Annotated in this window: 23 protein-coding genes; 10 read left to right on the plus strand and 13 right to left on the minus strand. The window is 43.3% G+C overall.

Features of this window, described 5'->3' with window-relative positions:
• Window positions 1-43: 43 nt before the first annotated feature.
• Window positions 44-1615: an acyl-CoA carboxylase subunit beta gene (locus QY309_14135; protein ID WKZ59001.1), complete on the minus strand. Its 1572-nt coding sequence runs from the start codon at window positions 1613-1615 to the stop codon at window positions 44-46.
• A gap of 60 nt (window positions 1616-1675) precedes the next feature.
• Between QY309_14135 and QY309_14140 the strand changes: the two genes are divergently transcribed.
• Window positions 1676-2608: an exopolyphosphatase gene (locus tag QY309_14140; GenBank protein ID WKZ59002.1), complete on the plus strand. Its 933-nt coding sequence runs from the start codon at window positions 1676-1678 to the stop codon at window positions 2606-2608.
• On the opposite strand, the gene QY309_14145 is transcribed toward QY309_14140, so the two are convergent.
• Window positions 2601-3941 (minus strand): sugar porter family MFS transporter, encoded by a 1341-nt coding sequence (locus QY309_14145; protein WKZ59003.1) that lies wholly within the window; start codon window positions 3939-3941, stop codon window positions 2601-2603. The genes QY309_14140 and QY309_14145 overlap by 8 nt on opposite strands.
• Window positions 3942-4175: 234 nt before the next feature.
• Entirely contained in the window at window positions 4176-5798 is a 1623-nt protein-coding gene (locus QY309_14150) for a DUF4139 domain-containing protein (protein WKZ59004.1), read from the minus strand.
• A 125-nt stretch (window positions 5799-5923) separates the two neighbouring features.
• Between QY309_14150 and QY309_14155 the strand changes: the two genes are divergently transcribed.
• On the plus strand, window positions 5924-7006 hold the full coding sequence (locus QY309_14155) for an Ldh family oxidoreductase (GenBank protein ID WKZ59005.1): 1083 nt from the start codon (window positions 5924-5926) through the stop codon (window positions 7004-7006).
• On the opposite strand, the gene QY309_14160 is transcribed toward QY309_14155, so the two are convergent.
• From QY309_14160 to QY309_14170, 3 genes are all read right to left on the minus strand, one after another.
• Window positions 7003-7557, minus strand: coding sequence for a hypothetical protein (locus tag QY309_14160; GenBank protein WKZ59006.1), 555 nt, complete (start codon window positions 7555-7557; stop codon window positions 7003-7005). The two genes, QY309_14155 and QY309_14160, sit on opposite strands and share 4 nt — an antisense overlap.
• An 11-nt stretch (window positions 7558-7568) precedes the next feature.
• Window positions 7569-7859, minus strand: a complete 291-nt coding sequence (locus tag QY309_14165; protein ID WKZ59007.1) for a septum formation initiator family protein — start codon at window positions 7857-7859, stop codon at window positions 7569-7571.
• Between the two features lie 96 nt (window positions 7860-7955).
• Complete coding sequence (locus tag QY309_14170) at window positions 7956-8081, minus strand: hypothetical protein (protein WKZ59008.1); 126 nt, start codon at window positions 8079-8081, stop codon at window positions 7956-7958.
• A gap of 151 nt (window positions 8082-8232) precedes the next feature.
• Here QY309_14170 and QY309_14175 point away from each other — a divergent pair, with 151 nt between their 5' ends.
• From QY309_14175 to QY309_14185, 3 genes are read left to right on the plus strand one after another with little or no spacing between them, the layout of a single operon-like run.
• Window positions 8233-9330 (plus strand): VWA domain-containing protein, encoded by a 1098-nt coding sequence (locus tag QY309_14175; protein WKZ59009.1) that lies wholly within the window; start codon window positions 8233-8235, stop codon window positions 9328-9330.
• Between the two features lie 15 nt (window positions 9331-9345).
• Window positions 9346-10863, plus strand: a complete 1518-nt coding sequence (locus QY309_14180; protein ID WKZ59010.1) for a sigma 54-interacting transcriptional regulator — start codon at window positions 9346-9348, stop codon at window positions 10861-10863.
• Window positions 10826-11503 carry an ATP-binding protein gene (locus QY309_14185; protein WKZ59011.1) on the plus strand — a complete coding sequence of 226 codons (678 nt, stop codon included), beginning with the start codon at window positions 10826-10828 and terminating at the stop codon, window positions 11501-11503. Before QY309_14180 ends, QY309_14185 begins: the two co-directional genes overlap by 38 nt.
• 113 nt (window positions 11504-11616) lie before the next feature.
• Here the strand turns inward: QY309_14185 and QY309_14190 are convergent, their stop codons facing one another.
• From QY309_14190 to QY309_14200, 3 genes are read right to left on the minus strand one after another with little or no spacing between them, the layout of a single operon-like run.
• Entirely contained in the window at window positions 11617-12048 is a 432-nt protein-coding gene (locus QY309_14190; GenBank protein WKZ59012.1) for a hypothetical protein, read from the minus strand.
• A gap of 11 nt (window positions 12049-12059) precedes the next feature.
• Window positions 12060-13487: a SusD/RagB family nutrient-binding outer membrane lipoprotein gene (locus QY309_14195; protein WKZ59013.1), complete on the minus strand. Its 1428-nt coding sequence runs from the start codon at window positions 13485-13487 to the stop codon at window positions 12060-12062.
• A gap of 11 nt (window positions 13488-13498) precedes the next feature.
• Window positions 13499-16690, minus strand: coding sequence for a SusC/RagA family TonB-linked outer membrane protein (locus QY309_14200; GenBank protein ID WKZ59014.1), 3192 nt, complete (start codon window positions 16688-16690; stop codon window positions 13499-13501).
• Between the two features lie 152 nt (window positions 16691-16842).
• Between QY309_14200 and QY309_14205 the strand changes: the two genes are divergently transcribed.
• The 3 genes from QY309_14205 (at window position 16843) to QY309_14215 (ending at window position 19667) form a co-directional block, all read left to right on the plus strand.
• Window positions 16843-17592 carry a DeoR/GlpR family DNA-binding transcription regulator gene (locus QY309_14205; GenBank protein WKZ59015.1) on the plus strand — a complete coding sequence of 250 codons (750 nt, stop codon included), beginning with the start codon at window positions 16843-16845 and terminating at the stop codon, window positions 17590-17592.
• A 235-nt stretch (window positions 17593-17827) separates the two neighbouring features.
• Entirely contained in the window at window positions 17828-19171 is a 1344-nt protein-coding gene (locus QY309_14210) for a PhoH family protein (GenBank protein ID WKZ59016.1), read from the plus strand.
• A gap of 244 nt (window positions 19172-19415) precedes the next feature.
• On the plus strand, window positions 19416-19667 hold the full coding sequence (locus QY309_14215; protein ID WKZ59017.1) for a hypothetical protein: 252 nt from the start codon (window positions 19416-19418) through the stop codon (window positions 19665-19667).
• 12 nt (window positions 19668-19679) lie between these two features.
• Here QY309_14215 and sucD read toward each other — a convergent pair whose 3' ends face one another.
• From sucD to QY309_14235, 4 genes are all read right to left on the minus strand, one after another.
• Window positions 19680-20558 carry a succinate--CoA ligase subunit alpha gene (gene sucD / locus QY309_14220; protein ID WKZ59018.1) on the minus strand — a complete coding sequence of 293 codons (879 nt, stop codon included), beginning with the start codon at window positions 20556-20558 and terminating at the stop codon, window positions 19680-19682.
• A 120-nt stretch (window positions 20559-20678) separates the two neighbouring features.
• The gene (locus QY309_14225; GenBank protein ID WKZ59019.1) at window positions 20679-21554 is read right to left on the minus strand and encodes a hypothetical protein; all 876 of its coding nucleotides are present in this window, start codon (window positions 21552-21554) and stop codon (window positions 20679-20681) included.
• Window positions 21555-21670: 116 nt separating this feature from the next.
• A complete protein-coding gene (locus QY309_14230) occupies window positions 21671-22573 on the minus strand; it encodes a hypothetical protein (protein ID WKZ59020.1) in 903 nt (300 codons plus the stop codon).
• 57 nt (window positions 22574-22630) lie between these two features.
• Window positions 22631-23935, minus strand: a complete 1305-nt coding sequence (locus QY309_14235) for a CHASE2 domain-containing protein (protein ID WKZ59021.1) — start codon at window positions 23933-23935, stop codon at window positions 22631-22633.
• Window positions 23936-23998: 63 nt separating this feature from the next.
• On the opposite strand from QY309_14235, the gene meaB reads away from it, so the two are divergent.
• Window positions 23999-24988, plus strand: a complete 990-nt coding sequence (gene meaB / locus QY309_14240) for a methylmalonyl Co-A mutase-associated GTPase MeaB (GenBank protein ID WKZ59022.1) — start codon at window positions 23999-24001, stop codon at window positions 24986-24988.
• Window positions 24989-25001: 13 nt separating this feature from the next.
• The gene (locus tag QY309_14245) at window positions 25002-26135 is read left to right on the plus strand and encodes an ABC transporter substrate-binding protein (GenBank protein ID WKZ59023.1); all 1134 of its coding nucleotides are present in this window, start codon (window positions 25002-25004) and stop codon (window positions 26133-26135) included.
• The last annotated feature ends 35 nt before the right edge of the window (window positions 26136-26170 follow it).

A 26170-nucleotide genomic window follows, 5' to 3' on the forward strand; every position in this document is an offset into this window, starting at 1 on the left:
AGAAATAATTAATTCGTGAATTTACTGACAATCAGGTTGAAAACTACAACGGAATATTGCCATGTTTTTTTCTCGGCAGCGTAGCCACCTTATTCTCCAACATCTGAAAAGCCCGGATAAGCTTTTCGCGGGTTTGGTCGGGATAAATGACTTCATCAATATATCCGCGGTGTGCAGCCCGGTATGGATTGGCAAACTTCCGGGTGTACTCATCTACCTTCTCGTTGAGCTTTGCTTGCGGATCTGCCGCTTCTGAAATTTCCTTTCGGAAAATAATTTCAGCAGCGCCTTTCGCGCCCATCACGGCAATCTCAGCAGTTGGCCAGGCATAGTTCAAATCGGCCCCGATGTGTTTCGAGTTCATCACATCATAAGCTCCGCCATACGCTTTTCGCGTAATCACCGTTACGCGTGGCACGGTAGCCTCTGAAAAGGCATATAATAACTTGGCCCCATTGGTAATGATCGCATTCCATTCCTGATCGGTTCCAGGTAAAAATCCGGGTACATCTTCCAGTACCAATAATGGTATATTAAAACTATCGCAGAAACGAACAAAGCGAGCAGCCTTTACGCTGGCATCAATATCCAACACGCCTGCCAGTGATGCCGGTTGATTTCCAACTACGCCCACACTCCTGCCCGCCAATCGCGCAAAGCCCACCACAATATTTTCGGCAAAGTTTTTATGCACTTCAAAAAAACTTCCATCATCTACAATGCCATCAATCACCTCGCGCATGTCGTAGGGCTGATTGGGGTTGGCAGGTACAATGTTGTTGAGTTGCGGCCTGCTTTCATTGCCAGATGTGTACGGTAATCGTGGTGCTTCCTCCTCGCAATTCTGGGGCATGTAACTCAATAGCTTTTTTATGTATTGAATGCACTCCAGTTCGTTCGCGCAAGCAAAATGAGTTACACCACTTTTTGTGCTGTGCGTGGTGGCTCCTCCAAGTTCTTCTGACGTAACATCTTCATGCGTTACGGTCTTCACCACGTTCGGTCCAGTGACAAACATGAAGGAAGTGTTCTCCACCATCAAAATAAAATCGGTGATGGCGGGTGAATACACAGCGCCACCGGCACACGGACCCATGATGGCCGAGATTTGCGGAATAACACCTGACGCCAAAGTATTTCGGTAAAAAATATCAGCATAGCCACCCAACGACACAACTCCTTCCTGAATACGGGCACCACCGGAATCGTTCAAGCCAATTACCGGAGCACCATTTTTCATGGCAAGCTCCATCAGCTTCACTATTTTTTCCGCATGGGTTTCTGATAATGAGCCACCAAACACGGTAAAATCTTGTGAGAAAACATAAACTAACCTTCCGCTTACCGTTCCATAACCCGTTACTACGCCATCACCCAGGTAATATTCTTTGTCGAGCCCAAAATCCTTGCAGCGGTGCATCACAAATTTTCCCAACTCTTCAAATGAGCCTTCATCCATTAACAATTGAATACGCTCACGTGCGGTTAATTTACCCTTTGCGTGTTGTTGTTCAATCCGTTTCTCCCCACCTCCGGTCAGGGCTTCCTGACTTTTACGTTCCAGTTCATCAAATTTTTGCTGAAGAATAGCGTCTGAAAGTTCTCGCTTTGCCATGGTCATTAATTTCGGTTCGAAATATAGCTAAAGGAAGTATTAAATTGGTTCGATTTTACTATGAACACGAAACTGGCCATAATTGATTTAGGCACAAATACTTTCCACTTACTCATAGCGGAAAAGCAGGGTGATTCCTTCCACATCATTCACCGCGACCGCCAGGCAGTAAAGATTGGAAAAGGTGGTATTAACCGCGATATGATTACTGATGATGGACTGGCCAGGGCCCTGAAAACACTGAAGGATTTCAAACAAAAAATTAATTCAGCGGGCATGGCACAGATTTTTGCCTTTGGAACAAGTGCCTTACGAAATGCCAAAAACGGATCAGCCGTTATTCAGGAAATAAAAAAAGAAACCGGAATAGAGGTCACTGTAATTTCTGGCGATCAGGAAGCTGAATTTATTTGCTTCGGTGTTCGCGCTGCGCTTAATCTAGGCGAAGAAAAATCGTTGATCATGGATATTGGTGGAGGCAGTGTGGAGTTTATCATAGCCAACGACACAACCATTTTTTGGAAACGGAGTTTTGAGATTGGCGCACAACGTTTATTGGAAATATTCCACAAAAATGATCCCATCACAAAAAATGAGATCAGTCTATTGAATGAATACTTTTCCGAAGTACTGAAACCGCTAATGGAAATCATCAATCAACTTCAACCGAAAACATTAGTTGGATCTTCCGGAACATTTGATACACTCAGCGACATTTTTTGCCTGGAGGAAAATATTATCAGAAATGACGATGATCGCGAAACGCCTTTAACCCTTGAAGGCTTTCAAAAAATTCACCTTCAACTTATTACCAAAAACAGGTCGCAGCGTATGGCCATTCCCGGCATGATTGAAATGCGCGTAGACATGATCGTGGTGGCCTCATGCATGATTGATTACCTGCTGAAAAACTTTCCGTTCGAACAAATTCGAGTTTCGACTTATGCCCTGAAAGAAGGTGCACTCGCCTACCTGGGCAAGCAGTTTAGCTAATCCCCAGCTTTCGCTGGATATCTTCTAACGATACTCCTTTTGTTTCCGGAAACTTGGTGAGCACCCAAATCAGTTGTAAGGTCATCATGCCGGCAAAGAAGGCAAAAATGATCCACGGATCATTTCGCAACAGTCCTTTCGATTGATCCAGAAACACAGGAGTAAGCAGGGTAATCAAAGCGGCAAACACCCAATGCACACTGGCCCCTAACGATTGACCCAATGCCCGAACGTTGTTGGGGAAGATTTCTGAAATAAAAACCCAGATAACCGCACCTTGCCCCATGGCATGTGCCGCAATGAATACCAGCAGGAATGACATCATAAAGGCTGCACCAGCTTGTGCATAGAATGCATACGCCACCATCGAAAGGCTAAGCATGTAACCAAGCGAACCAATTATCATCAGGTTTTTTCTGCCGGTTCGGTCAATGAAGTACAAGCCAACGAATGTGAAAATCAGATTAGTCCCTCCGATGGCGATGGAATTGAATAATGAATCCTTGGCAGCCAGGCCGGCACGCTCTAAAATTTCAGGTGCATAGTACAAAATGAAGTTGATGCCGGATAGTTGATTAAAGAATGCGATGAAGAATGCAAGCAAAATCGGCTTGGTGTATTTTTTACTGAACAAGGGTTCGTGATGCACCTCATGCCCGGTGGACGCCTGAATGGATGCAATTTCTTCCTTAACATTTTCAGCGCCCAGATCAGTCAATATTTTCTCTGCTGCCTTCGCATCATCGTGTTGCGAAATTAACCACCGCGGACTTTCCGGAACGCGCAATACTAAAACTGTATAGAGTATAGCCGGTATAGCTTCTACCCCCAGCATCCATCGCCAGTCGTTTGCTCCGCCAAAGCCCTGCAGTAAATAATTGGAGATAAACGCTATCAGAATACCAAACACAATATTGAACTGATACATGGCTACCAATCTCCCTCGTAAACGCGTGGTTGCGATTTCAGCAATGTAGGTTGGTGCAGCAATGGATGAAACACCAACACCCACACCACCAATAAAACGGAAAAATGAAAAGGAATACGGATCAGGCGCCAATGCAGAACCTATGGCCGAAATAGTGTAGAGCACACCAATCCAAAATAAAACTTTTTTCCGTCCGTACTTTTCAGTTGGTTTTCCACCAAACAACGCTCCGATTACCGTGCCCCACAACGCCATCGACATGATGAATAAACCATGAAACCACGGAGAGGTATTCCACAATTGTTTAATAGGCAGGTTCGCTCCAGATATAACGACTGTATCGAACCCAAACAAAAAGCCCGCCATGGCGGCTACCAGGGCAATAAAGAAAATATTGTTACGCATAGGCACGCGATTATCCGATTAAAGTAATAAAACATTTCGGAATACAATCACACAAAATAAAACGGTCTCTATACTTATAATGAAGACCGTTTTCAACTAGAAGTCATCTCAAAAATACACTCTTATGTCAGGTTGAGCTTGTCGAAACCGGTTTGGTAACTCGAAATAGCCTTCGACAAGCTCAGGCTGACATTGAAATTGATTTTTGAGATGGCCTCTAGCACTCTCTAGTGTTTATAATCCGCTGATGGTTTTATCCTTTGGATATTTCACCTCATACTTGAACACCACCTTTTTGGTCTCGTTGGGTTGCAGGTTCATTTCCCAAACCAGTTTGCCGGTATCCTTATTGTATTTGGCACCGCCTATGTCCAACACCGTTACTTCAATCTGGCTGTTGCGCGAAACAGGGACCTGATCTTCAACTAAAATCTTTACTGCTTCATTTTTAGTATTGCGCACTGAAACTTCCCATGCAAAAGATTCACGAATGTTGGAGCCAATGGTCCTGCGTGTGGTGAAATCTTTTACTTTTTCGCGTTTCACTACAATCCGCTTATCGCGACCTAAGGAAACCGAAAGCGTGTCCTTGATTACATTCGGATCGATATAACTTTTACCCACAAACGTGCCCTCAAAAAACACGTTGGCTTCACCCGGCAATAGACTAAACTCTTCCCATCCGGTGGCACGCGCCAACAGGAATGCATCCTGATCGATTTTAGGTGCTGTTGAATACAGGTACTCTGCCTTCATTTCATGATTGCGAATGTCTACCAGTGTTGGCTTAGAGGCAGACGAAACGGTGTACGGCAAACTAATATCAAATTCCGTATTTAAGGAAGTCTGTATAGTTTGAGTAAAGTCAGAGATAGTTGCTGCTTCTTCTGGAACTTCAATATCAAATTCAACTTGTATCTCCTCTTTATCTTGAGGCTTCATAGTCCTCTGAACTTGCACTCCAGCAGCCCTACCCTGCAAAGCCTTTACGTAAGGCTGATAAAAATCCAGATACCAACTAAATAACTCCGGTTTAACACCACCCAGGCTCGGGTTTGCCGTGCTCAGTTTCAGTCGGACGTTTTTCCATTCCTCACCGGTGCTTTGAAAAACATTGGCCTTGTAATTCAACTGCACCGGACTACGCGTATTGGCTGCCCGTAAGTCGTACACCGGGTACCAACCGGCATTGGCAACAATGTAGTTAACTTCAAGTTCTACGGCTGTTGCTGCATCGGCTGAAACGCTTACTACAATTTCGCTGGTGTTGCGGTTGTACAAATCATTCTGCTCGCGAATTTGCTGGTTGAGTTTAGTGATGCGTTCATTTATTTTTTTGATGCGTTCATCCGATTTAATTTTTCCGGTGCCAATATCGCTTAAGCGGCTCCGGTAAAAATCGGCCATTGCTTTAAGCTCATTGACAGACAGATTTTGATTTGTACCACCAATTTTCTGATTACTGAGCAATAATTGTTCTTCTTTACTCAAGACTTCATTCTGATGTTGCTCCTGTAGCAATTGCTTGCGATAAAACTCAAGTGAATCGTACAACACCTGCAAGGATTTTGGTCGGTTATGATCACTGAGGTAATTCTGATTATGATTGATACCCAAAATGGTTATCGCGCCCTTTCCGCTTACCTGAATGCTTTGTTGATCAAGGTTGGCCGTAAGACCGGATAAAATCAGGTTGGTGCGTCCCGCCTCCACCCGGGTTTTCAATTCACGGGTAACCTGGGCCCGGTTCAAAAACACGGTAACGCGTGAAATTTTAGAATCAACCTGTTTTTCGGTTTGCGCTTCTGCAAAAAGCATCAATCCAATAAGTACAAGAATTAAAGAAATACGTTTCATAGCTAAAATCATTTTTATCCTCAGATGCAAAAAGCTCTAAGATTCCACACAACTAAGGTATAACTTTTACACCCCTAAAAATCTTGTTTTACGGTGAAAATAAAATTGAGGTTATCTTTGCCGCCATGACAACAGAAAAAAGTTATCCGGTACGTACGCTTCGCGATTTTTCATATGCCATCTTCAAAAAAATCGGTTGCTCAGATGCCGATGCTTCACTGGCTACTGAAGTACTGCTTTCAGCCGACCTTCGCGGAATTGATTCACATGGCCTGGCGCGACTTTCCGGCTATGTGCGTCTATGGGAAGCAAACCGGATCAATGCAACACCAAACATTCAGGTGGTGCATGAATCGCCCAGTACGGCTGTTATTGATGGCGACAGCGGACTTGGGTTAGTGGTTGCCCCCAAAGCTATGGAACTGGCCATTGCCAAAGCGGAGAAAGCCGGAACGGGCTGGGTGGCTGTTCGCAACTCAAACCATTTCGGCATAGCGGGCTATCATTCCATGATGGCACTAAAACACGACATGATCGGGTGGGCCATGACCAATGCCAGTCCGCTGGTGGCTCCTACTTTTTCTGTTGAGCGCCTATTGGGTACCAACCCAATTTCGATTGCCATTCCTGCCGACAAGGAACCTCCGTTTGTGCTCGACATGGCTACCACCACGGCAGCGAATGGAAAGCTTGAAATTCTTCAACGAAAAAATAAAGACGCCCCAGAAGGTTGGATACAAACCAAAGAAGGAAAATCGTCTACCAACCCACATGAATTAAAAGAGGGAGGTGCGTTGATTCCACTTGGCAGCGATTACGAACATGGCAGTCATAAGGGCTATGGTTTAGGCGCCATGGTAGATATTCTTTCGGCTGTGCTTTCCGGTGCAAACTATGGACCTTGGGTTCCTCCTTTTGTTGCATTTTTACAACCACCGGCTGATCCCGTTGGAAAAGGCATCGGGCATTTTGTTGGCGCCATGCGTGTGGATGCCTTCAGACCTGCTACAGAATTCAAGCAACACATGGATAATTGGATCAAACGATTCAAGTCAGCGAAAGCAGCAGAAGGATACGATCATGTGCTCATTCACGGTGAACCCGAAAGAATTATGCACGCTCAACGACAAGACCAAGGTATTCCGTTAAATCCAAAAGTGGTGGAAGATCTTTCCGAGCTTGGGAAAAAATTTGGATTAACTCTTTAGAAAATAAAATTGCCAATATTAATCCCGGCTCTAATCACCCAAGGGCTTTGATAGGGGGTGTAAAGAGCGTCAGAAGCCGTATATGAAAAATTATATAAAGCCATGACAAAAAATGCAGTTCTTTCTCCAAGGGGCTGAATGTATCCGGCACCACCCAAAAAACTATTGAAAGTTCTTCGCTGCTTTTCTCCACCAACAAGCAACTGATAGTTCATAAACTCATACTCGGTTTGAAGAAAAATTCCATTATACACGGTAAACCTGGCAAATGGATTTATAGTGTAATCATTAAAAGAAACATCGGGCTCAGGAATTTTGTATTTTGAATATCGATACGATAGTCCACTGCCAACTAAAAACTTCCTAGTAACCGCATAGCCAATGACTGGTGAGACCGAAACAAAATCCTGCACATTACCAAATCCCAAGCCAAAACCACCACCTGTTACAATTCTTTCTTTTGCAGGAGTACCTTTAAGGCTATTATTTTCACCTTGTGCAATTGCAAACCCGGCACATAGCATCAGAAAAATAAATATTGTAAAGCGCATAACTTTTCGTTTTACTCTTCAACGACAACAAATACGTCCTCGTTATCCTTTTTCATTAAATATTTTTCGCGGGCAAATTTTTCTACCGATTCCCGGTCGCCAAATAACTCCTCCCGGTCGTGTTCAACTTCCTTTATCTTTTCCTGATAATATTCCTTTTCATTCTCCAATGAACGCAACTTGCCCGCCAGTTTAAACCGCGACAAGAAATCATTGGAGTCCAGAAAAAACATCCAGGTCAGAAATATAAGCCCGGCTACTACATAGAAGTTCTTAAAAAATGGAGGTATGCGATTGAGCATAGTACTAGCTTAAAAAGTAGTACGAAGATAGGACAGATCGGGGAATAAAAAAACCACCTGAAAGGTGGTTGGTGTAACTCTCTTAGTTCGGCAAGCTTACATTTTCTGCTCAGCAGTGCCCTTCTTTTCTACAGGAGCCTTAACATAGGTGGCGCACGTATAAGAAGAGCATGAAGCCAATGTAACGGCCAGAACGAATAAAACCAGTATAGACTTTTTCATAACCCTTAATTGTTAATTTAGGCCAAAAGTAAGCGTTGAATCTTGAAAAAAATGAATAATTGTCCAACGTAACCTTACACGGGTTCAAAATAAATAACCAATAAAAGAAACAGAATTACAGGCATCAGGGTTATAAATAAATCGTAAGAAAATGCTCGGATACCGTTTCAGTCAATATACCCCGCCACCCGAATTCGCTAAAAGCGACTTCGAAAAGCTGCTGAAAATCTTCATGCAGCTGGTATTGATTACATCCGGAAATGTTGCAGAAGCCCTGGAATGGCTTACCGAACTGGACAAACAATACAAGATCACCTCCCCAAACTATGGCATTGGCGATTTCATTGAACAGCTCAAAAAAGAAGGATATATCGAAGAATCCCCACGGGATGGCGAATTGAAACTCAATGCCCGCAGTGAACAAAATCTTAGAAGATCTGCTTTGGAAGAAATCTTCGGCAAGCTTAAAAAAGCAAAAGGAGGCGAACATCAAACGTTTCATAGCGGGCGTGGAGATGAGCCAACCACCGAACGAAGGGACTATGAATTTGGCGATACGCTGGAGCAAATCTCCATGACTGATTCCTTGCGCAACGCACAAATCAATCATGGTCTTGATAACTTCTTCATAACGGAGGAAGACCTTGAGGTGATGGAACGCGAGTATAAATCGCAAACCTCAACGGTGCTGATGATTGACATTTCGCACTCCATGATTCTATACGGAGAAGACCGTATAACACCAGCCAAAAAAGTAGCCATGGCGCTCGCTGAATTAATCACAAAACGTTACCCGAAAGACACATTAGATGTTTTGGTATTTGGCGATGATGCTTGGCAGATTGAGATCAAGGATTTACCCTATCTGCAAGTAGGACCTTACCATACGAACACCGTTGCGGGATTGGAACTCGCCATGGATACGCTGAGGCGAAGGAAAAATCCGAACAAGCAGATTTTTATGATCACCGATGGCAAACCAACCTGTATCAAGGAGGGCATCCGTTATTACAAAAACAGTTTCGGGTTGGATCAGAAAATTCTGGGGCGCACCTTAAACCTGGCAAGCTCCCTTCGAAAATTAAAAATTCCGGTAACCACGTTTATGCTGGCTACCGATCCCTATCTGAAAGCTTTTGTTCGCGAGTTTACAAAAGCCAATAACGGAAATGCCTACTACAGTGGCCTGCAAGGACTTGGCAATTTGGTATTTGAAGATTTTAAGAAAAATCGTAGAAAAAATTTTTAAGCGACAACCACAACCATGGAGATCGTTAAAATAAAAAATCTGAAACAACTGAAAGAGTCGGGTTATAGATCGCGAAGTGTAAAAGATGAACTTCGTGAAAACCTGATCCGAAAAAAGAAAAATAAAGAAACCGTTTTTCAAGGCGTCTGGGGTTACGAAGAAACAGTAATCCCCGACCTGGAGCGTGCTATCCTTGCTGGACATGACATAAACCTGCTGGGCTTACGCGGACAAGCCAAAACACGACTGGCCCGTTTGATGGTTAACCTGCTGGATGAATACATTCCTGTAATTGAAGGATCAGAACTGAATGACGATCCACTTCATCCGATTTCGCGCTTTGGCATTGATAAGGTAAATGAACTGGGAGATACAACACCCATTACCTGGCTACATCGTGATGCGCGATACACAGAAAAGCTAGCCACACCCGATGTTTCCATTGCTGATTTGATTGGCGATGTTGATCCAATTAAAGCGGCCTCTTTAAAATTACCGTACTCCGATGAGCGCGTGATTCATTATGGTTTGATTCCCCGTTCGCATAGAGGCATATTTGTCATTAACGAATTGCCCGACTTGCAGCCGCGCATACAAGTTGCCCTGTTTAATATTTTGCAGGAAGGTGACATTCAGATTCGTGGATTTAAAGTTCGACTGCCGCTGGACATCCAATTTGTATTTACCGCCAACCCGGAGGATTATACCAATCGCGGTAACATTGTAACGCCACTTAAAGACCGAATTGGCAGTCAGATTATTACGCACTATCCAAAAGACATAGAAACCGGTAAGCGAATTACACACCAGGAAGCAAGACTCACCGGCACCCGGCAACACATCACGGTGCCTGATCTGATCAGTAATTTGGTTGAACAGGTTGCCATTGAAGCGCGCAAGAGTGAATTTGTTGATGCCAAAAGCGGAGTCTCTGCCCGCCTTACCATTTCAGCCTTTGAAACTTTACTGGCATCGGCTGAGCGGAGAATGCTGATCAATAGTGAAACGCAAACTACCTCACGAATTTCAGACCTGGGAAGCATCGTATCATCTATTACCGGAAAGGTTGAGTTGGTATACGAAGGCGAACAGGAAGGGCCAGGCATTGTTGCGCAAAACCTGATTGGCAAAGCGATACGAACACAATTCGTACAGTATTTTCCCGACCCGGATAAGTTCAGAAAACAAAAAGAAAAAAGTCCGTATAAAAAAATTACCGATTGGTTTGGTGATGGAAACTACATCGACTTGTTACATGATTTGAGTGATCGGGATTACGAGAAGGCACTGAAGTCAGTGCCCGGACTCAAAGACCTGGTAAAAGCATATCACAAAGATCCGGATAGCAAGACACAACTCCTTTTGATGGAGTTTGCGTTGCATGGCCTTGCTGAATACAGTTTGATCAGCAAACATCACCTGGCATCCGGTACGCAGTTTAAGGATTTATTGAGTTCAATGTTTAGCTTGCCAAAAGATGACCCAGACGATGAAGATGACGAAGAAATACTGGGAAGGGGCGGCATACGATGAGCAACGCTTCCGGCAATTAAAAACACAGGTCGCGCAGGGCGAGGGCTTACATCTTGAATTTAAGAAGAATACATCCAATCCGCAGCAGGTTGTTCGGGAGTTAATTGCTTTTGCCAATACAAAAGGAGGAACCTTATTGATAGGTGTTTCCGATCAAGGAACAATTCCTGGCGTTATGCATCCAGACGAAGAGTTGCTTCCGGTAATCAAACTACTTAAAAACCGGTGCCGACCATTTTTGAAATTCAAGCAAGAAATTATTGTAACACCTAAGGAAAAATTTGTGATAAGCTTGACCGTACCATCAAGCAAACGAAAGCCCCACGCATTTTTTGAAACGCGCAATCAAAAGCACGCCTATTTTCGTACCGCAGACAAAACCATTCGAGGCAGTAAAGAATTGGCACAGATTACCTTTCTGAAATCACGAAAACAAAGTGTTGCTTTTACCTACAGCGAACATGAAGAGCAACTCATGAAATACCTGCAAACACACGAATCAATTTCACTTCACGGTTTTGCCAAACTTACAGGGCTTAGTCTAAGCCAAGCCTCCTCCCGACTGGTGAAACTTGTGGCCGCAAATGTGTTGAACATTGTTCCACAAGAGAAAGAAGATCGGTTTATGATGAGGTTTTGAATGAAAATCGTGTGAGTTTTAAAGAAAAATTATTAGTCAAAAATTTGTTCATTCAAAAAAAATGAGGCCGCCTTTCAGACGACCTCATTCTCATTTTAAATACTAAACAAATTTTACCGAACAGGAAAAGCTGGACGATTAACTAACTTGGGGAATTCAGCCTGAGTAGTTAGTTCCAGTCTAAAGGTTAATGAAGTTCCCGCAGGCTGTGTAATTGTGTAGTTAACAGTACGCGTTAATTCAACACCTGTATCTTGATTGGATTCATCAAAAGTCTGAATAGTTGTAAATTCACCACTACCCTCACGCAATTTCAGAACAAGTGTCTTGGCTGGGTCGCTCTTGATATTCACATACCTTAAGGTTACAGTAACATCGGTGCCAGTTGTTGGCGCAACTGATGAAACAGGTGATACTGTGATAAACGCATTAGTAGCTGTTGATGTCCCTATCTTTTTGTAGGAGGGGCCTACAGCATTTTCTTCGCAGGAGCCAAATGCTACCGCAATAACAAGTATTATAAATAGTCTTATGTAAGGTTTCATATTCATCATGGTTAGTTTTGATCCCACCAAATCCTGTCTAACAAAGTCACCTCCGGTACATTTACCGAATTTGTTGAGAACTCGCTTGACGGATATTGTAATCTTCTGCTGAACTGGCCATTCAGGTTTTCATTTAACTGATCAGGGACAGTCATATCTTCATACTGAAAATCATACCGTCTGGCATCATTCCATGCCTCAGGATGCAAAAACATAGCCACGTATTTCTCCTTCATCACCAAATCAAGGGTTATGTTTGCATCACCAACTGAAACTTCAGGATCACTGATGTAGGCATCCCTGTCAACAGGATCGACACCTAACATATCCATATGTGCCGCGATTCCAGCCAGGTATGCTGCATATGCCTGGGCATTAAAGGCTGCACCCTTTGCCAGGTAAGCCTCTGCTTCTATGAACTTCTGCTCGGCAAACGTCATAACCATTACAGGAGATGTTCGGTTGGCATAGAACGTACTTTCAACCAATGTTGAAGCATCCAGCCTGAGATCAACAACATCAGGATCGCGCCCAGCACCATTTGTTGTACCCCTGAAAGTTCCCTGCTGTGTCTTACTGAACATAAACTCCATCCGTGGGTCTATAACACCGAATGTAGTTCCATCCATAGCCTCTACAATTTGCTTCGAAATCCAACCATCCAGTACTAAGCCTGCTTGGTTCATGGAAACTACTCCCCATGGATTACGCGCATTGGCTACATCAAAGTAAACAACTTTCGCATTGTCGGCATTACCCGCAAGCCCGTTATTAATAGCTGCCAAAATAGCATCCGGATCATACGCTGGTGTTTTGCTCAAATGATTAAGGTACCGTGCCCGCAAAGCATATGCTGTTTTGATCCACCGTGAAAGGTTACCTTGAAACATGAAATCATCTGTTCCCATAGTCAACGTAGTTTCGGTTTTTTCCAATTCGGTAATTCCATCCGACAACAGTGTGAAAACTTCAGTATATAACTGCTGCCCATTGTCATACGTTGGCTTAATAGTCTGAACAAAAAAAGCGTCCGTATACGGCACATTGTTCCAGGAATCAACCAAAAGTGCCAGGTTGATGGCTTTCATAATTTTAGCCACCCCCACATAATTTGGTGCTCCCTGTTGTTGAGCCAGTAACTCCATATCGCTCAGATTACTTAGTACGTTGTAAATACCCACCCACGTCCCATTTGGGTTTATTTCCTGGTGGGTATCCGTATTGCCGCCCGCGTTGGGGCCAGCCAGGTACTGTACGAAATATGAAGTAGTATTGCCCATATTAGCCGTGTTAGTAGCTGTTCGCATACTGACTACCGACATTAGTCCCTTAACCGGAACAACCGTTGGTCTATTAGGGTCTGTGTTAACGTCAAGATAATCTTCACAGCCTGTGAAAACACCCACGATGATTAATAATATAAAGAATCTTAGTTTCATACTTTTAAACATTATAGGGTAAGATTAATAGAGAACAGCGCGCTTCTTGTTCCTGGATAACCCATACCAGAAAGACCTGTAGCATTACTTGCTGTACCGCTTGCATACGATTCCGGATCGAAGTTACCCCACGGTGTCCATAAAATAATATTATTCAAGGATGCCGATACAGATACCGCCCTGATTGATAGAGGTGTAAGCCAACTCTTTGGCAGGTTATAATTCAACGTTACATTACGCAACTTCACGAAAGAGGCATCATATACAAAGTTCTCGGACATTGCCCTGTGAATATTTCTATAATAACCAGCGCCATAATCTCTTCCATCCGGTCCAAGACCCTGGCCTAACCAAACTTGTTGGGTATTGGGTGTACCATCTGCTAATACCCCATCAAAAATTACCACGTCATTTCTGTCGTTGGTGAAGTCAGGCTTCAAAAATGCAGCAAGCCAGTTACCATACTGGTCATACTGATCATTTCCCCATCTTACATCAACCAAAAAAGAAAGTGAAAGATTTTTGTAACTGAAGGTGTTTCGGATACCAGCTAACCAATCAGGCATCGCATTTCCTACCACTAGTTGTTTGCTGGCAGGAGTCAGCATTGGAAATCCTGCATTGGAGCCGGAACTCGAAATTACAATGGGTCTGTTTCTGTCTAAATGGGTAATTCCCTCAGGCTCACCACCCGGGTAATATCGTTGGTAACCGGTTCCATACAAATCCCCATAGGGCTGACCATTGGTAATACGCATGGTCACAGTTGCTGCCAGATAACCCGATTGGCTTGCCAATGGGATATCTGTAACACCTTCTGCTATATCAACCACCATATTCCTATTCCGAGTGTAATTAACCATTGCGTCCCAACGAAAATCACCTATCTGCAGGGGTGTGCCGCTAAGTGTCAGCTCAATACCTTTGTTTTCAATTTCTCCTGCATTGATCCATAAAGATGAATACCCGGTTGTATTTGATACCGGCACGGCAAGAATCTGATCTTTGCTATTGGCTTTATACCAGGTAAAATCAACTCCTAGTTTGTTTTCAAATAACTTTAGTTCTGTTCCAAACTCAACGGTAGTTGTTATTTCAGGAACCAACTGGTTGCTCCCCCTTTGAGCAGATCGTACATAACCTACAATCTCGTTAAGTGGGAACGCAGATGCGACCTCATAGGTAGAAGCTGTTCTGTAGGGCTCTGTATCCTTACCTACTTGTCCATACGCAGCACGTAATTTTCCATAACTCAATTGGCTTGGTAGGTTTAGTACATCATTAAACACAAAACTCAAACTTGCCGAAGGATAAAAGAATGAGTTATTACCAACTGGCAAAGTGGATGTCCAGTCATTTCTGGCCGTTAGGTTGAGGTACAAAAAGCTTTTATAATCTAAAGTGGCATCCGCGAATACTCCAACTAAACGTCTTCTAAACGTATTTTCTGTCACCCGTTGTTCTCGTACGTTAGTGAAGCTATAGAAACCTGGTGTCACAAAATTGCCCCCATAGTTATAGCTATAGTTGAGATCCGTTTCAAATAACTCATGACCAATGCGGGCAGTTGCATTCAAGTCCGGTGTTATCTTTTTATCGAACGTTACAAAAAAGTTGGAGTTCACCACCCGGTTAATAAACCTGCGCTGCTCCATATAACCAGTTGCACTGAGACCGCTGAGATTTTCTCCGGCAACTCCTTTGGCACCGGGTACTATTTCATCACGCTTGTCCACGTAAAAGTCATGGCCAAACCGGTAGGTAAATTGTAGCCAATCAACTGGTTTGTAGTTAAAAGTCAGGTTGCCGATAGTGCGGTCTACCCGATCTTCATACGTCCAAAATTCGGCTGTCCACAGAGGATTAGCAGACAGAATGCCAGCTATCTGCGTTCCGTCAGGCTTCTTATACTTGGTTATGTCCTGCGTGTGCGACCAGTACATAAGCCGTTCACCCATACTGGTATGAGGCACTCTGTTTCCTCCAGAATTGGAGTAGTTTACGCTGGCCTCTATATTAAACTTCTCACTGAATTTTGCTGTTCCCCGAAAACGAGCCGATGTTCTTCCCCAGTCGGAGAAAGGAATAATTCCTTTTTGATCAGTATTGTTTACGGATGTATAAAAGGTAAATACATCATTTCCACCAGAGATATTGAAATAAGAATCGCGCATACCTCCGGTCCTGAAAAAGTTTTCATAATTGTTATAATACACGTAAGTCGGATCAACTACTGATTGAGCTTCAATCAAGGCTCCCGAAGCAGAATACACGCTACCATCATCTATGCCATACCATCCTCGTCCAAAATTTTTCTGAAATTCCGGAAGCTTATTAATCTTATCCGCACTAAAGGTGGTGCCCACATTAATCGTAAGGCCACCTCCTGATTTTCCTCTTTTGGTAGTAATTACTACCGCACCATTTGCGGCACGTACCCCGTAAAGACCCGTTGCAGCAGCACCCTTCAGAATGCTGATGGTCTCAATATCATTCGGATTAATGTCAGCAGCCCGGTTGGACATTCCGCGTGAAAAAGTTGAGTTTTCGTTTGTTGTATTATCAATAGGAACACCATCTACAATAAAGAGCGGCTGGTTATCTGCATTTGGATTCAATGAAGTTACACCGCGTACCAAAATCCTTGCTCCCATACCTGGACCACCACCTGTGTTTGTTATTTGCACACCAGCCACCTGGCCTTGTAGTGCCGACACAATATTTGGTTGCCTAACTTCAGTTAATTCTTTTGAACCCACAGATTGTACAGCATACCCCAATGATTGCTTACTCTTCTCGATACCGAAAGAAGTAACCACAACTTCTGAGAGTTGTGTTACATCAACACTTAGCTGGACATTGATCTCTGTTCGTGCACCGATTTCAACCTCCTGGGTTTGAAAACCAATAAAAGAAAAGATGAGTGTCCCGCCTGAAGGATTAACCTGAATAGTGAAATTTCCCTGGGCATCAGAAACAACTCCGGTTGACGTACCTTTCAAAATTACGTTCACACCAGGCAAAGCTGAGCCATCATCCGCTGAACTCACCTTTCCGGTGACTGTGCGTTCCTGGGCATTGGCAGGAAAGGAAAAAATAATGCCAGCAGCAAAAATCAACCAACAAAACATCCTAAGCACCGGCAACATGGTTTGAATACTGTCGCGTGGCTTTAACTTAAAACAGTAAAGCTTTTTGATCATGTGGTAATTGATTAAGTGAAACATGGTTTTTAGTGGTTTTGCAAAGTTTTTCGAAATTTTTCGGGATACTTTGCAAAAAACCTTTTGAAAATATGATAATTTGAGCAAAAGCCAATCAAAAGCAGCAAGAAATTGCAACATCCCTGTTAATCATGCTGAAAGAAGAGCGTTTAAATTTCATTTTAAGTGAAGTTCAGGTGCGGAACAGGGTACTACTTTCCGATTTGGCCAACAACCTGAATGTATCGGAGGATACCGTGCGAAGAGATTTGAAATACCTTGATGAACAAGGGAAAATAAAAAAGGTGCACGGTGGAGCCATTTCAAATTCCTTCCATGTATACACCTATAAGGAAAACAACATTTATGCACACGAACAAAAGTCGGTGATTGCCAGAAAAGCTCATTCCTTGTTGAATGATGGCCAAGGCATACTGATGAGCGGTGGAACCACGAACCTGGAGGTGGCCCGACTTCTCCCATCTACTTTCCATGGCACTGTTTTCACGCCAAGCTTGCTGGTGGCTATGGAATTATCGGAACACCCAAATGTTGAAACTATCCTGATAGGGGGCAGACTTTCCCACGAATCCCAGATTGCGTTAGGTGGGGATACAGTCAATACCATATCTCAAATACGTGCCGACCTTTGCTTTTTAGGCACGAGTTACTTCGATGCAGGTTTTGGTTTATCTGAAATTGACCTGGAGGTAGTCCACTTGAAAAGGGCCATGATACAAGCCTCCAAAAAAATAGTCTCATTAAGTATTTCTGAAAAACTAAATTCAATTAAACGTTATAAGGTATGCGAGACACATGCTATTCATACCTTAATTACTGAACTAAATCCGGACAATCCTTTTTTTGATGATTTCAAAAAGAAAGGGTTGGAAATTCTATAATTAACCGTGAAGCATCAGACCCATAAAGGAAACAGTTTGAGATAGCTTCCAAAAAAATTTACCCCGATTAGTTTCTTTTGCAAATACCGGGCATTTACCTAACTTCCGGTAGTTTTGGAGATGAAGGGCTTCCTCATTAATTTTTTAAACTTCTCTTGCATCCGTATTCAGATCAATACACAATACCCTATTGCAGGTGTGTTTGCTCATTCATTTTTTTTAATCCGCTACGCTTATGTCAAAGACTAAAAAGGAGAAAAAAATCTTCGTGTTAGACACGTCCGTAATTATTTACGAGCACAACTCCATCCTCAATTTTGATGAACACGACATCGGTATTCCCATTACCGTGCTGGAGGAACTGGACAACTTCAAAAAAGGAAACGACACTAAGAACTTTGAAGCACGTGAGTTTATCAGGCTGATGGATAAGCTGGCCAAAGACCAAATGCTGCACCAGTGGAACCCGATCAACGGAAAAGGAAAGGGAGATTTTAAGGTGATTATGGACACCAGCGGAAATGGTACGCTGGATGCCAACCGGGTGTTTAATGAAGATAAACCCGATCACCGCATACTAAACTCCGCGCTGCTGCTTCAAAAAGAAGAACGGGGACGCAAGGTTATACTCGTTTCGAAAGATGTAAACCTGAGGCTAAAAGCTAAGTCCCTCGGCTTGCATGCCGAAGATTACACGACTGGTAAAATTCAAAATATTTCTTCGCTCTATTCGGGCCGTACCGTTATTGAAGATGTGAATGCAGACATCATCAATCTGATTTACGAAAAGGGATATTGCCCCCCGGAAGAAATTCTGGGAAAAATCAAACCTGAAAAGAACCATTACTACATTTTGAAGAGTGGTAAAAAATCAGTGCTGGCGTACTACAATCCGTTCAATGAAATGATAGAGCAGGTTGAGAAGCGATCCATATATGGTGTGAAGCCCCGAAATGCAGAACAAACCTTTGCCATTCACGCCCTGCTAAAACCCGAGGTTAAACTGGTAAGTATACAAGGCGTTGCGGGTACAGGAAAAACACTGATTGCATTGGCCGCAGCACTGGAACAAAAGCGCGACTTCCGGCAAATCTACCTGGCTCGTCCGATCGTTCCATTAAGTAACAAAGACATCGGGTATCTTCCGGGTGACATCAAGTCGAAACTTAATCCCTACATGGAGCCCCTATGGGATAACCTGAAGTTTATTCAAAATCAATACAGCGAATCAGACAAGGAATACTCCAAGATCACCGAAATGGTGAACCAGGAAAAACTGGTTATTACACCACTGGCCTACATTCGTGGACGAAGTTTATCCAACATTTGCTTCATTGTTGACGAGGCTCAGAACCTGACTCCGCACGAAGTAAAAACCGTCATCACCCGGGCAGGCGAAAACACCAAAATCATATTTACGGGCGATATCTACCAGATTGACACCCCGTACCTCGATGCCCAAAGTAATGGCCTATCCTACCTGATCGATCGGCTAAAGGGTAATGAGCTCTATGCCCACATAACCCTCGAAAAAGGCGAACGTTCTGAGCTGGCGAACCTGGCAAACAACTTATTGTAGGCTAATTAAGGTGGTGCAAGATTTTCCTCTTTTTTGAAGTAATTGAGGCTTAAGTAAGCCACTAGACTACATGCTCAATCAAATCTGTTGAATCGGGCGTGTAAGGTTACCGGGCAACTCCTAAGGTTGTGCGTCAACTTCCCCTTTATGCGCTCAAAGTGCACATACTCTAAAAAGCCTCCATTATGACAGGGGGTAACTCCACCCTATTTTTGCCGTATTAAACGGAACAAATTCATTAATCATGTTCAGAAAATTGTATTTCAAAAGTCTTTCTGCAGCCCGTCAAATTGCTGCTTTGCGTGAAAAGGGAACGATGCTGGGAACACGTTTGAAAAACGGGCGTAAGGCCTATTTGTACCTGCTAAAGGATTTTTGTGCAGAGGTGATTTTCCTTAATGACGATACAGAACTTAATCCGGAAAAAATAACAACGTTTGATAACGTTCAGGAATTTAACAGCTACCTCGAACGCGAATTCAGGGCAAGTTTTTAAGGAACCTGATTGTTATTTCTTCAATAGACGGGCAACCGTTTCTCCAATATCCGCTGGCGACTCAACCACGTGAATGCCACATTCGCGCATGATTTTCATTTTCGCAGCCGCAGTATCATCCGCACCACCAATGATGGCACCAGCATGTCCCATTCTCCTGCCTGGAGGGGCCGTTTGGCCGGCAATGAATCCCACCACGGGCTTTTTATTTCCAGTTTCTTTAATCCAACGTGCAGCAACGGGTTCATAGTTGCCGCCAATCTCACCGATCATTACAATCGCATCTGTTTCCGGATCGTTCATCAACAATTCAACAGCATCTTTGGTAGGCGTTCCGATAATCGGATCTCCCCCAATACCAATTGCTGTTGAAACCCCCAATCCTGCTTTCACTACCTGGTCAGCGGCTTCATACGTAAGTGTACCTGATTTTGAAACCACACCCACACGACCCTTCTTAAAAACAAAGCCCGGCATAATACCAACCTTGGCTTCGCCTGGAGTAATTACACCCGGGCAGTTGGGTCCAACCAACACCACATCTTGCTTACTCTTTACATATTTTTTGGCAACCATCATGTCCTTTACCGGAATGCCTTCGGTGATAGCAATAATTACCTTGATGCCTGCATCGGTGGCTTCCATAATGGCATCCGCAGCAAATGCAGGTGGAACAAAAATGATAGACACATCGGCCCCTGTCTTTTCAACCGCTTCCTTGACAGTATTAAAAACCGGCCTGCCCAAATGTTCCGAGCCTCCTTTTCCGGGCGTTACCCCACCTACTACATTGGTTCCGTACTCAATCATCTGACCCGCATGGAACGTTCCTTCAGAACCGGTGAAACCCTGAACAATCACCCGGGAGTTTTTATTTACCAAGACACTCATTTGGAAGTGGATTTTTTGATGTTCACAAAAATAGGATAATATACTGTACAGCCAAACCCAATAAAAACGGCTTCCAAAGCACCTGGAAGCCGTTTTTTGAAACGATGGTCTACTGCTTGTTTATTCCTTTTTAAATCCAAACCTCACCAGGAAACCCTCATACTCTTCCTGATACACGTCCGGCTCCAATTCCGCTGCAGCTTTATAGGCTGTCAAGGCATCAACAATCATCAAATGGCTTTCAAAATAGGATGCCTGCACAAACTTGTCGATGCCGGTAGGTTGTGTGGACTGTAATAGTTCCTCTACATCGCCAATAATCTTGTTCTTTTTATGACCGGTTAATCTTTTAACGGTATACTTCTCCGAAACATTACCTTCAGCAGACGTAACCTGCACCAAAATTTGTGGTGCACCAGCCAACTTATCCTTAAACTCAATTGCCACAAACGGTTCCGTTACTTCATAAGTCGCCAATACGTCTTCGCCCAAATCCATCACCACAACTTTATAGTTAGCAGAACCATCGGATGTCCACAACGCCAGGAATCGATCACCCGCTACCTCAGCTTTTGACGGGTCGCTTGGCAAGCATAGCATGATGTCCTTTTTCACACCACGGTGTACTGCTCCTGTTGCTGCCAGTTTGTTTTGCTTCTCTTGATTGGAACTTAAAATAAAATCTGTGTACTTATTTAATGCACTTGAACCTTTCCCTACCTGCGATGCCAGGTCAACAACTTTGTGGCTGCCGGGTTCTTTAACCTGTAGCGGTTTACCGCTGGCGTGCATCAAGCCCAGGTATCCATTAGCCGGAATTTTAATTTCATCGGCTGCTTTTAACTGTGCACCAACCTTCAGGGGTTCCCAGGCTTCTCCTGATTTTACCTCAGTAGAGCCTTTGCTCGCCAACACCTTGAATGCGAAAGACTGAGCATGGAGCAATGCCGGTGTCATAAGCAGCATTGCAATTGAAATAAAGCGAACTGTTTTCATGGTCTTTTTTTGCTTAATGATTAATAAAATTAATAGGTGAACGCTTTTACCTAAATAAAAAAGCTGCCCCATAAGCATGTGGGCAGCTTTTAAAAGAATTATGCTAAGCTAAATACTTAGCGCTTAAGTCCATTTCTGATGAGAAAATCATCATATACCTCCTTGTAGTACGTAACATCTGGAGCAAGTTTCAGCACCTCCTCATAGGCTGAGATCGCATCGATAAATAATCCCTGCTCTTCATAGAAACCTGCAAGTATAAATTTATTAAGGGCAGTCTGCTCACTCACTTCACCCATAATGTCGTTCATAGATCGCTTTACTTTCTCGTAAGCATCCGGAGAAAGTTTTTTGATTAAGTGCTGCTTCGAAACCTGGTTGGGGTCAGCCTGGGAGCGAACCACAACAAAAATTCCGGTTTCGTTCACAAATTTCGGATCATTGAGGTTGATCACAATGCTGGTTTCAGCTGTTTCAACTTTATCTAACTGCTCTTCAAACATATTGCTTAACGTAACTACGTATGGGCCAGTAACCTTACTCCCATCCCATCTGATAACTGCTTCATTGTTATATACACCTGCGTTTTGATTTTCAGGCAACATTACCTTGATAGCTTTTTCAGCCAATGGGTCACCACGGTGAACGGCCCCTGTTGCACTAAGTTTGTTCTTTTTCTCTTCGGCATTGCTGCTAAGAATAAACTCTGTGTATTTATTAACTGCGCTGGAGCCTCCCTTTACCTGAGCTGCCAGATCCGCTACTTTAACCGGTCCAGGCTTTTTCACCTCTACAGGCTTACCACCGGCACTGATTAAACCAAGGTACCCGTTATCGGCAACTTTAAGCTCATCATTCAATTTTAGGCTTGCGCCAGTCTTTATAGGTTGCCAGGAATCCCCTGATTTTACCTCGTTAGTGCCCTTATTGGCCATAACTTTAAAGGCATAATCTTGACCAAATGCAACTGTTCCGGCTAACACAAATAGGAGGAAAACAGCTAAATCTCTGATTTTCATGGGTTTTTTGTCTTATTAGATATGCAAATTATAAAATATAAGTGCGAATTCTAAGATTTATACAGGTTCCTTGCTTTTGGTAAACCTAAATCGATGTTTTATCCTTTTGTAAGTGTTTTTTATAACGCCTGAGTATATTTCAAATGAATCTCCCACTAAGGCAATTGCTGCAAGTGTAACAGTGGTGTCAAATTTATAGCTAAACAAATCAAATATTTCAACCATCAGAAATGACAAAACCAACAACTCAACAACCTGAATTAACTTGGTTATGCCATCATACCAATCGGGCAATTTTATGTAGATAAGCGAAAATAATGCCACGTTAAGATAAGATAGCACAATAGCCATCAGCCATTCTTGCCAATTCTCCATTTTCTCAATATAGTCCTCATTCATTATCATGGATACTATATTGGCATGAACAACCACCCCAAACATGTCTGGATTTGCTTTTCCTGCCATATTCAAATTCAGGGGAGTGAAAAACTTATCACTCCAGGATGGATCCCCTAACTCTTTACCTAAGAAGCCGAAAATCACAATTTTACCCTCTATCATGGTTGGTAGAAAATTTTCCGAAAAAACATCCTCCACGTCTAAAGTGTAGAAAACTGATGGATATTTTGTTTGACCAAAAAAGTCAGCAACATTTCCACGATAGTTAATGATCTCAGAAAAATTGTCTCGAGCAAGGAATCGGTTTGTCTTTACCGAATCATATAGCATAGCCATTTGGACCGAAAAAGCAAGTTGCCTCTCTCCGTTGACTTGCATTTGAGGGTTGAAAGTTCGACAGGTTTTTACATCATCCTGATAAGCTGCTTCTGTTTCAAGACTTGCATAACCTTCTTTTGCAGCAACTTCCGTAAACAAAGGATCAGACCTCTCCAATGAATCATATTCATCATCAACATTCCGACTAAGGAGTGAATCAGATTGTAAAAGCTTTGTTACCAGTACCACATTTCCAGCTTCTCGAATTGCCTCCATCAACATGACATTGCCAAGGCTGTCAATTAATTGAGGACAATAGACTGTGTCTCGTGGAAGTCCTTGACAATTATAAAACCCATCAAGACCAATTACTTTAGGTTTAAATTGGCTGATTATCCTGATTTGTTCTGCAACTTGTCTGCGACTCAGTTCACCAAAATTTATCACAACAATATTTGTATCCAAAGGGGGATCTTCTCGTAACTGAGAGAATACCAAGTCAGTTAACTCCACATCTTCAAGTGCCTTACCAATCGAATCAAAGGCATCAAAGAAACGTAGCTGAGTCAACTTGTAGATACCACCCATCATTACGAAAATGAAAAGTGTTGCCCACGCTGCATCTATCCAGAAATATTTCTTCATAAGAGGGTTTAGTATCAGGTAAATTTAGAAATTTAAGCTACTAAAATCTATTCATAATCCCCATTGAAAGCGAGGTTAACGCATCAGGAATATGTAACCGGAATCCTTCAGGGTGATCGTATAGTGTTGGCAAAAGCCATAACCCTGATGGAGAGCACCCTTTCCGAAGATCGCACACTTGCAGATCAGGTACTGGAAAGCATTCTGCCCCATACCGGAAAGTCGTTACGGGTGGGAATCACTGGCGTGCCAGGGGTTGGTAAGAGCACGTTTATTGAAACCTTTGGTGCACACGCCATTCAGCACAATAAAAAAGTGGCTGTGCTGACTGTCGATCCAAGCAGCAGCTTAACCAAAGGCAGCATACTGGGCGACAAAACACGAATGGAAACGTTGGCTAAAAACCCAATGGCATTTATTCGTCCATCGGCAACTGGCGAAGCATTAGGTGGTATAGCCCACCGAACCCGTGAAGCGCTACACTTGTGCGAAGCAGCCGGTTTTGATTTCATTATCGTTGAAACCGTTGGCGTGGGGCAATCCGAAACAGCGGTAAAAAAAATTGTCGACTTCTTTTTACTGTTGATGCTGGCTGGTGCAGGAGATGAACTGCAAGGCATTAAGAAAGGCATAATGGAGATGGCCGATGGCGTAGCCATAACCAAAGCAGACGGTGACAATGTTAAACATGCCCGTGAAGCGCAAGCCGAATATCAACACGCCTTTCATGTTATGCGGCCCGATGAGTCAGGCTGGACTCCGAAAGTCCTCACGTGTTCATCAATAACCCAGGACGGTATTCATGACATTTGGAATACCCTTTCCGACTTCGAAAAAAAAATGAAAGCAAACGGGTATTTGGATACAAGGCGGCAGCATCAACAAGTTTCCTGGATGCATGAATGCTTTGAGTCGTTGATAAAATTGCAGATTGAGAAGTCTGACAAGATTACTGCACGCAGGGCTGAACTTGAGCAACAGGTTTTAGGTAAGGCCATTACACCACAACGCGCAGCTGAAGCGTTGTTCAATACCCTTATTAAATCATTGTAAAGATTTCATCAGAATGAGATTATCCGGTCTGCTATTGATTCTCATCACATTTCTTGGTTGCAAACGCAAAGAGGTTGCACAGCCTCTTCCAGATTCACCTGATCAACTAACCAGCATCAAATACGCAAAGGGATTTGCAGTAACCTACCTGGAAAACAGCAAACTTGTAGAAGTGATTAAACCTTATCCAAACGCAAAGTCGGGAATCAAGTACTTATTGGTTCAGCAAGGTAGTTCGATACCCGAACATGATGCCGAGACGAAAGTGATTAGGGTACCCATTACACGAATGGTGTGCACCTCTACCTCGCATGTTCCTTTGCTTGATTACCTAAATGAAACAGAAGCACTGGTCGGTTTTCCTACCACCGACTACATCAGCTCAGAAAAAATGCGCGCACGCATAGACGAAGGATTAGTATCAGAACTTGGTGTAGATAAATCAATGAACGTTGAACGCTTAGCCATGCTAAAACCCGACCTGGTAATGGGTTACACCATCTCAGGCGATCTGGGGCAGTTTAAAAAAATGGAAGAATTGAATATCCCGGTGGTTGTTAACGGGGAATACCTGGAGGAGCATCCGCTGGGACGGGCTGAATGGATAAAGTTTATGGCGCTATTCTTCAATAAAGAAGATTTGGCCGACTCGGTGTTTTCAGAAATCGAAAAGCGTTATAATCAAACTAAGGATCTTGTTGTAAATGTAAACTACAAACCCACGGTAATGAGCGGTGTGGTTTATGGCGACACGTGGTTTTTGCCGGGAGGGAAAAATTATGCTGCGCAGTTGCTAAAGGACGCAGGCTGCACCTACCTGTGGGAGGATAACTTATCAACCGGTTTTCTTGAACTGAGCTTTGAGTCCGTCTATGAGAAGGCTCACGATGCTGATTTATGGATTGGTGTAGCCTCCTTCATGGATCTCCAATCCATTGCAGGTAGCGACAACCGCTACACACGATTTAAGGCATTCAAAGAAGGAAAGGTATTTACGTACGATATCCGCAAAGGAGCAAAAGGTGGCAGCGAATTTCTGGAGCTTGGGTACTTGCGTCCGGATCTGATACTCAAAGACCTGGTAAAAATTGCGCATCCTGATCTGCTCCCCAATCATACCTTGTACTTTCACCGCCAACTAAAATAAAAAAGCCACACCCGTTTGGGAATGGCTTTTGTGAA

It is taken from the genome of Cyclobacteriaceae bacterium, from assembly GCA_030584025.1.
Lineage (GTDB): Bacteria > Bacteroidota > Bacteroidia > Cytophagales > Cyclobacteriaceae > UBA2336.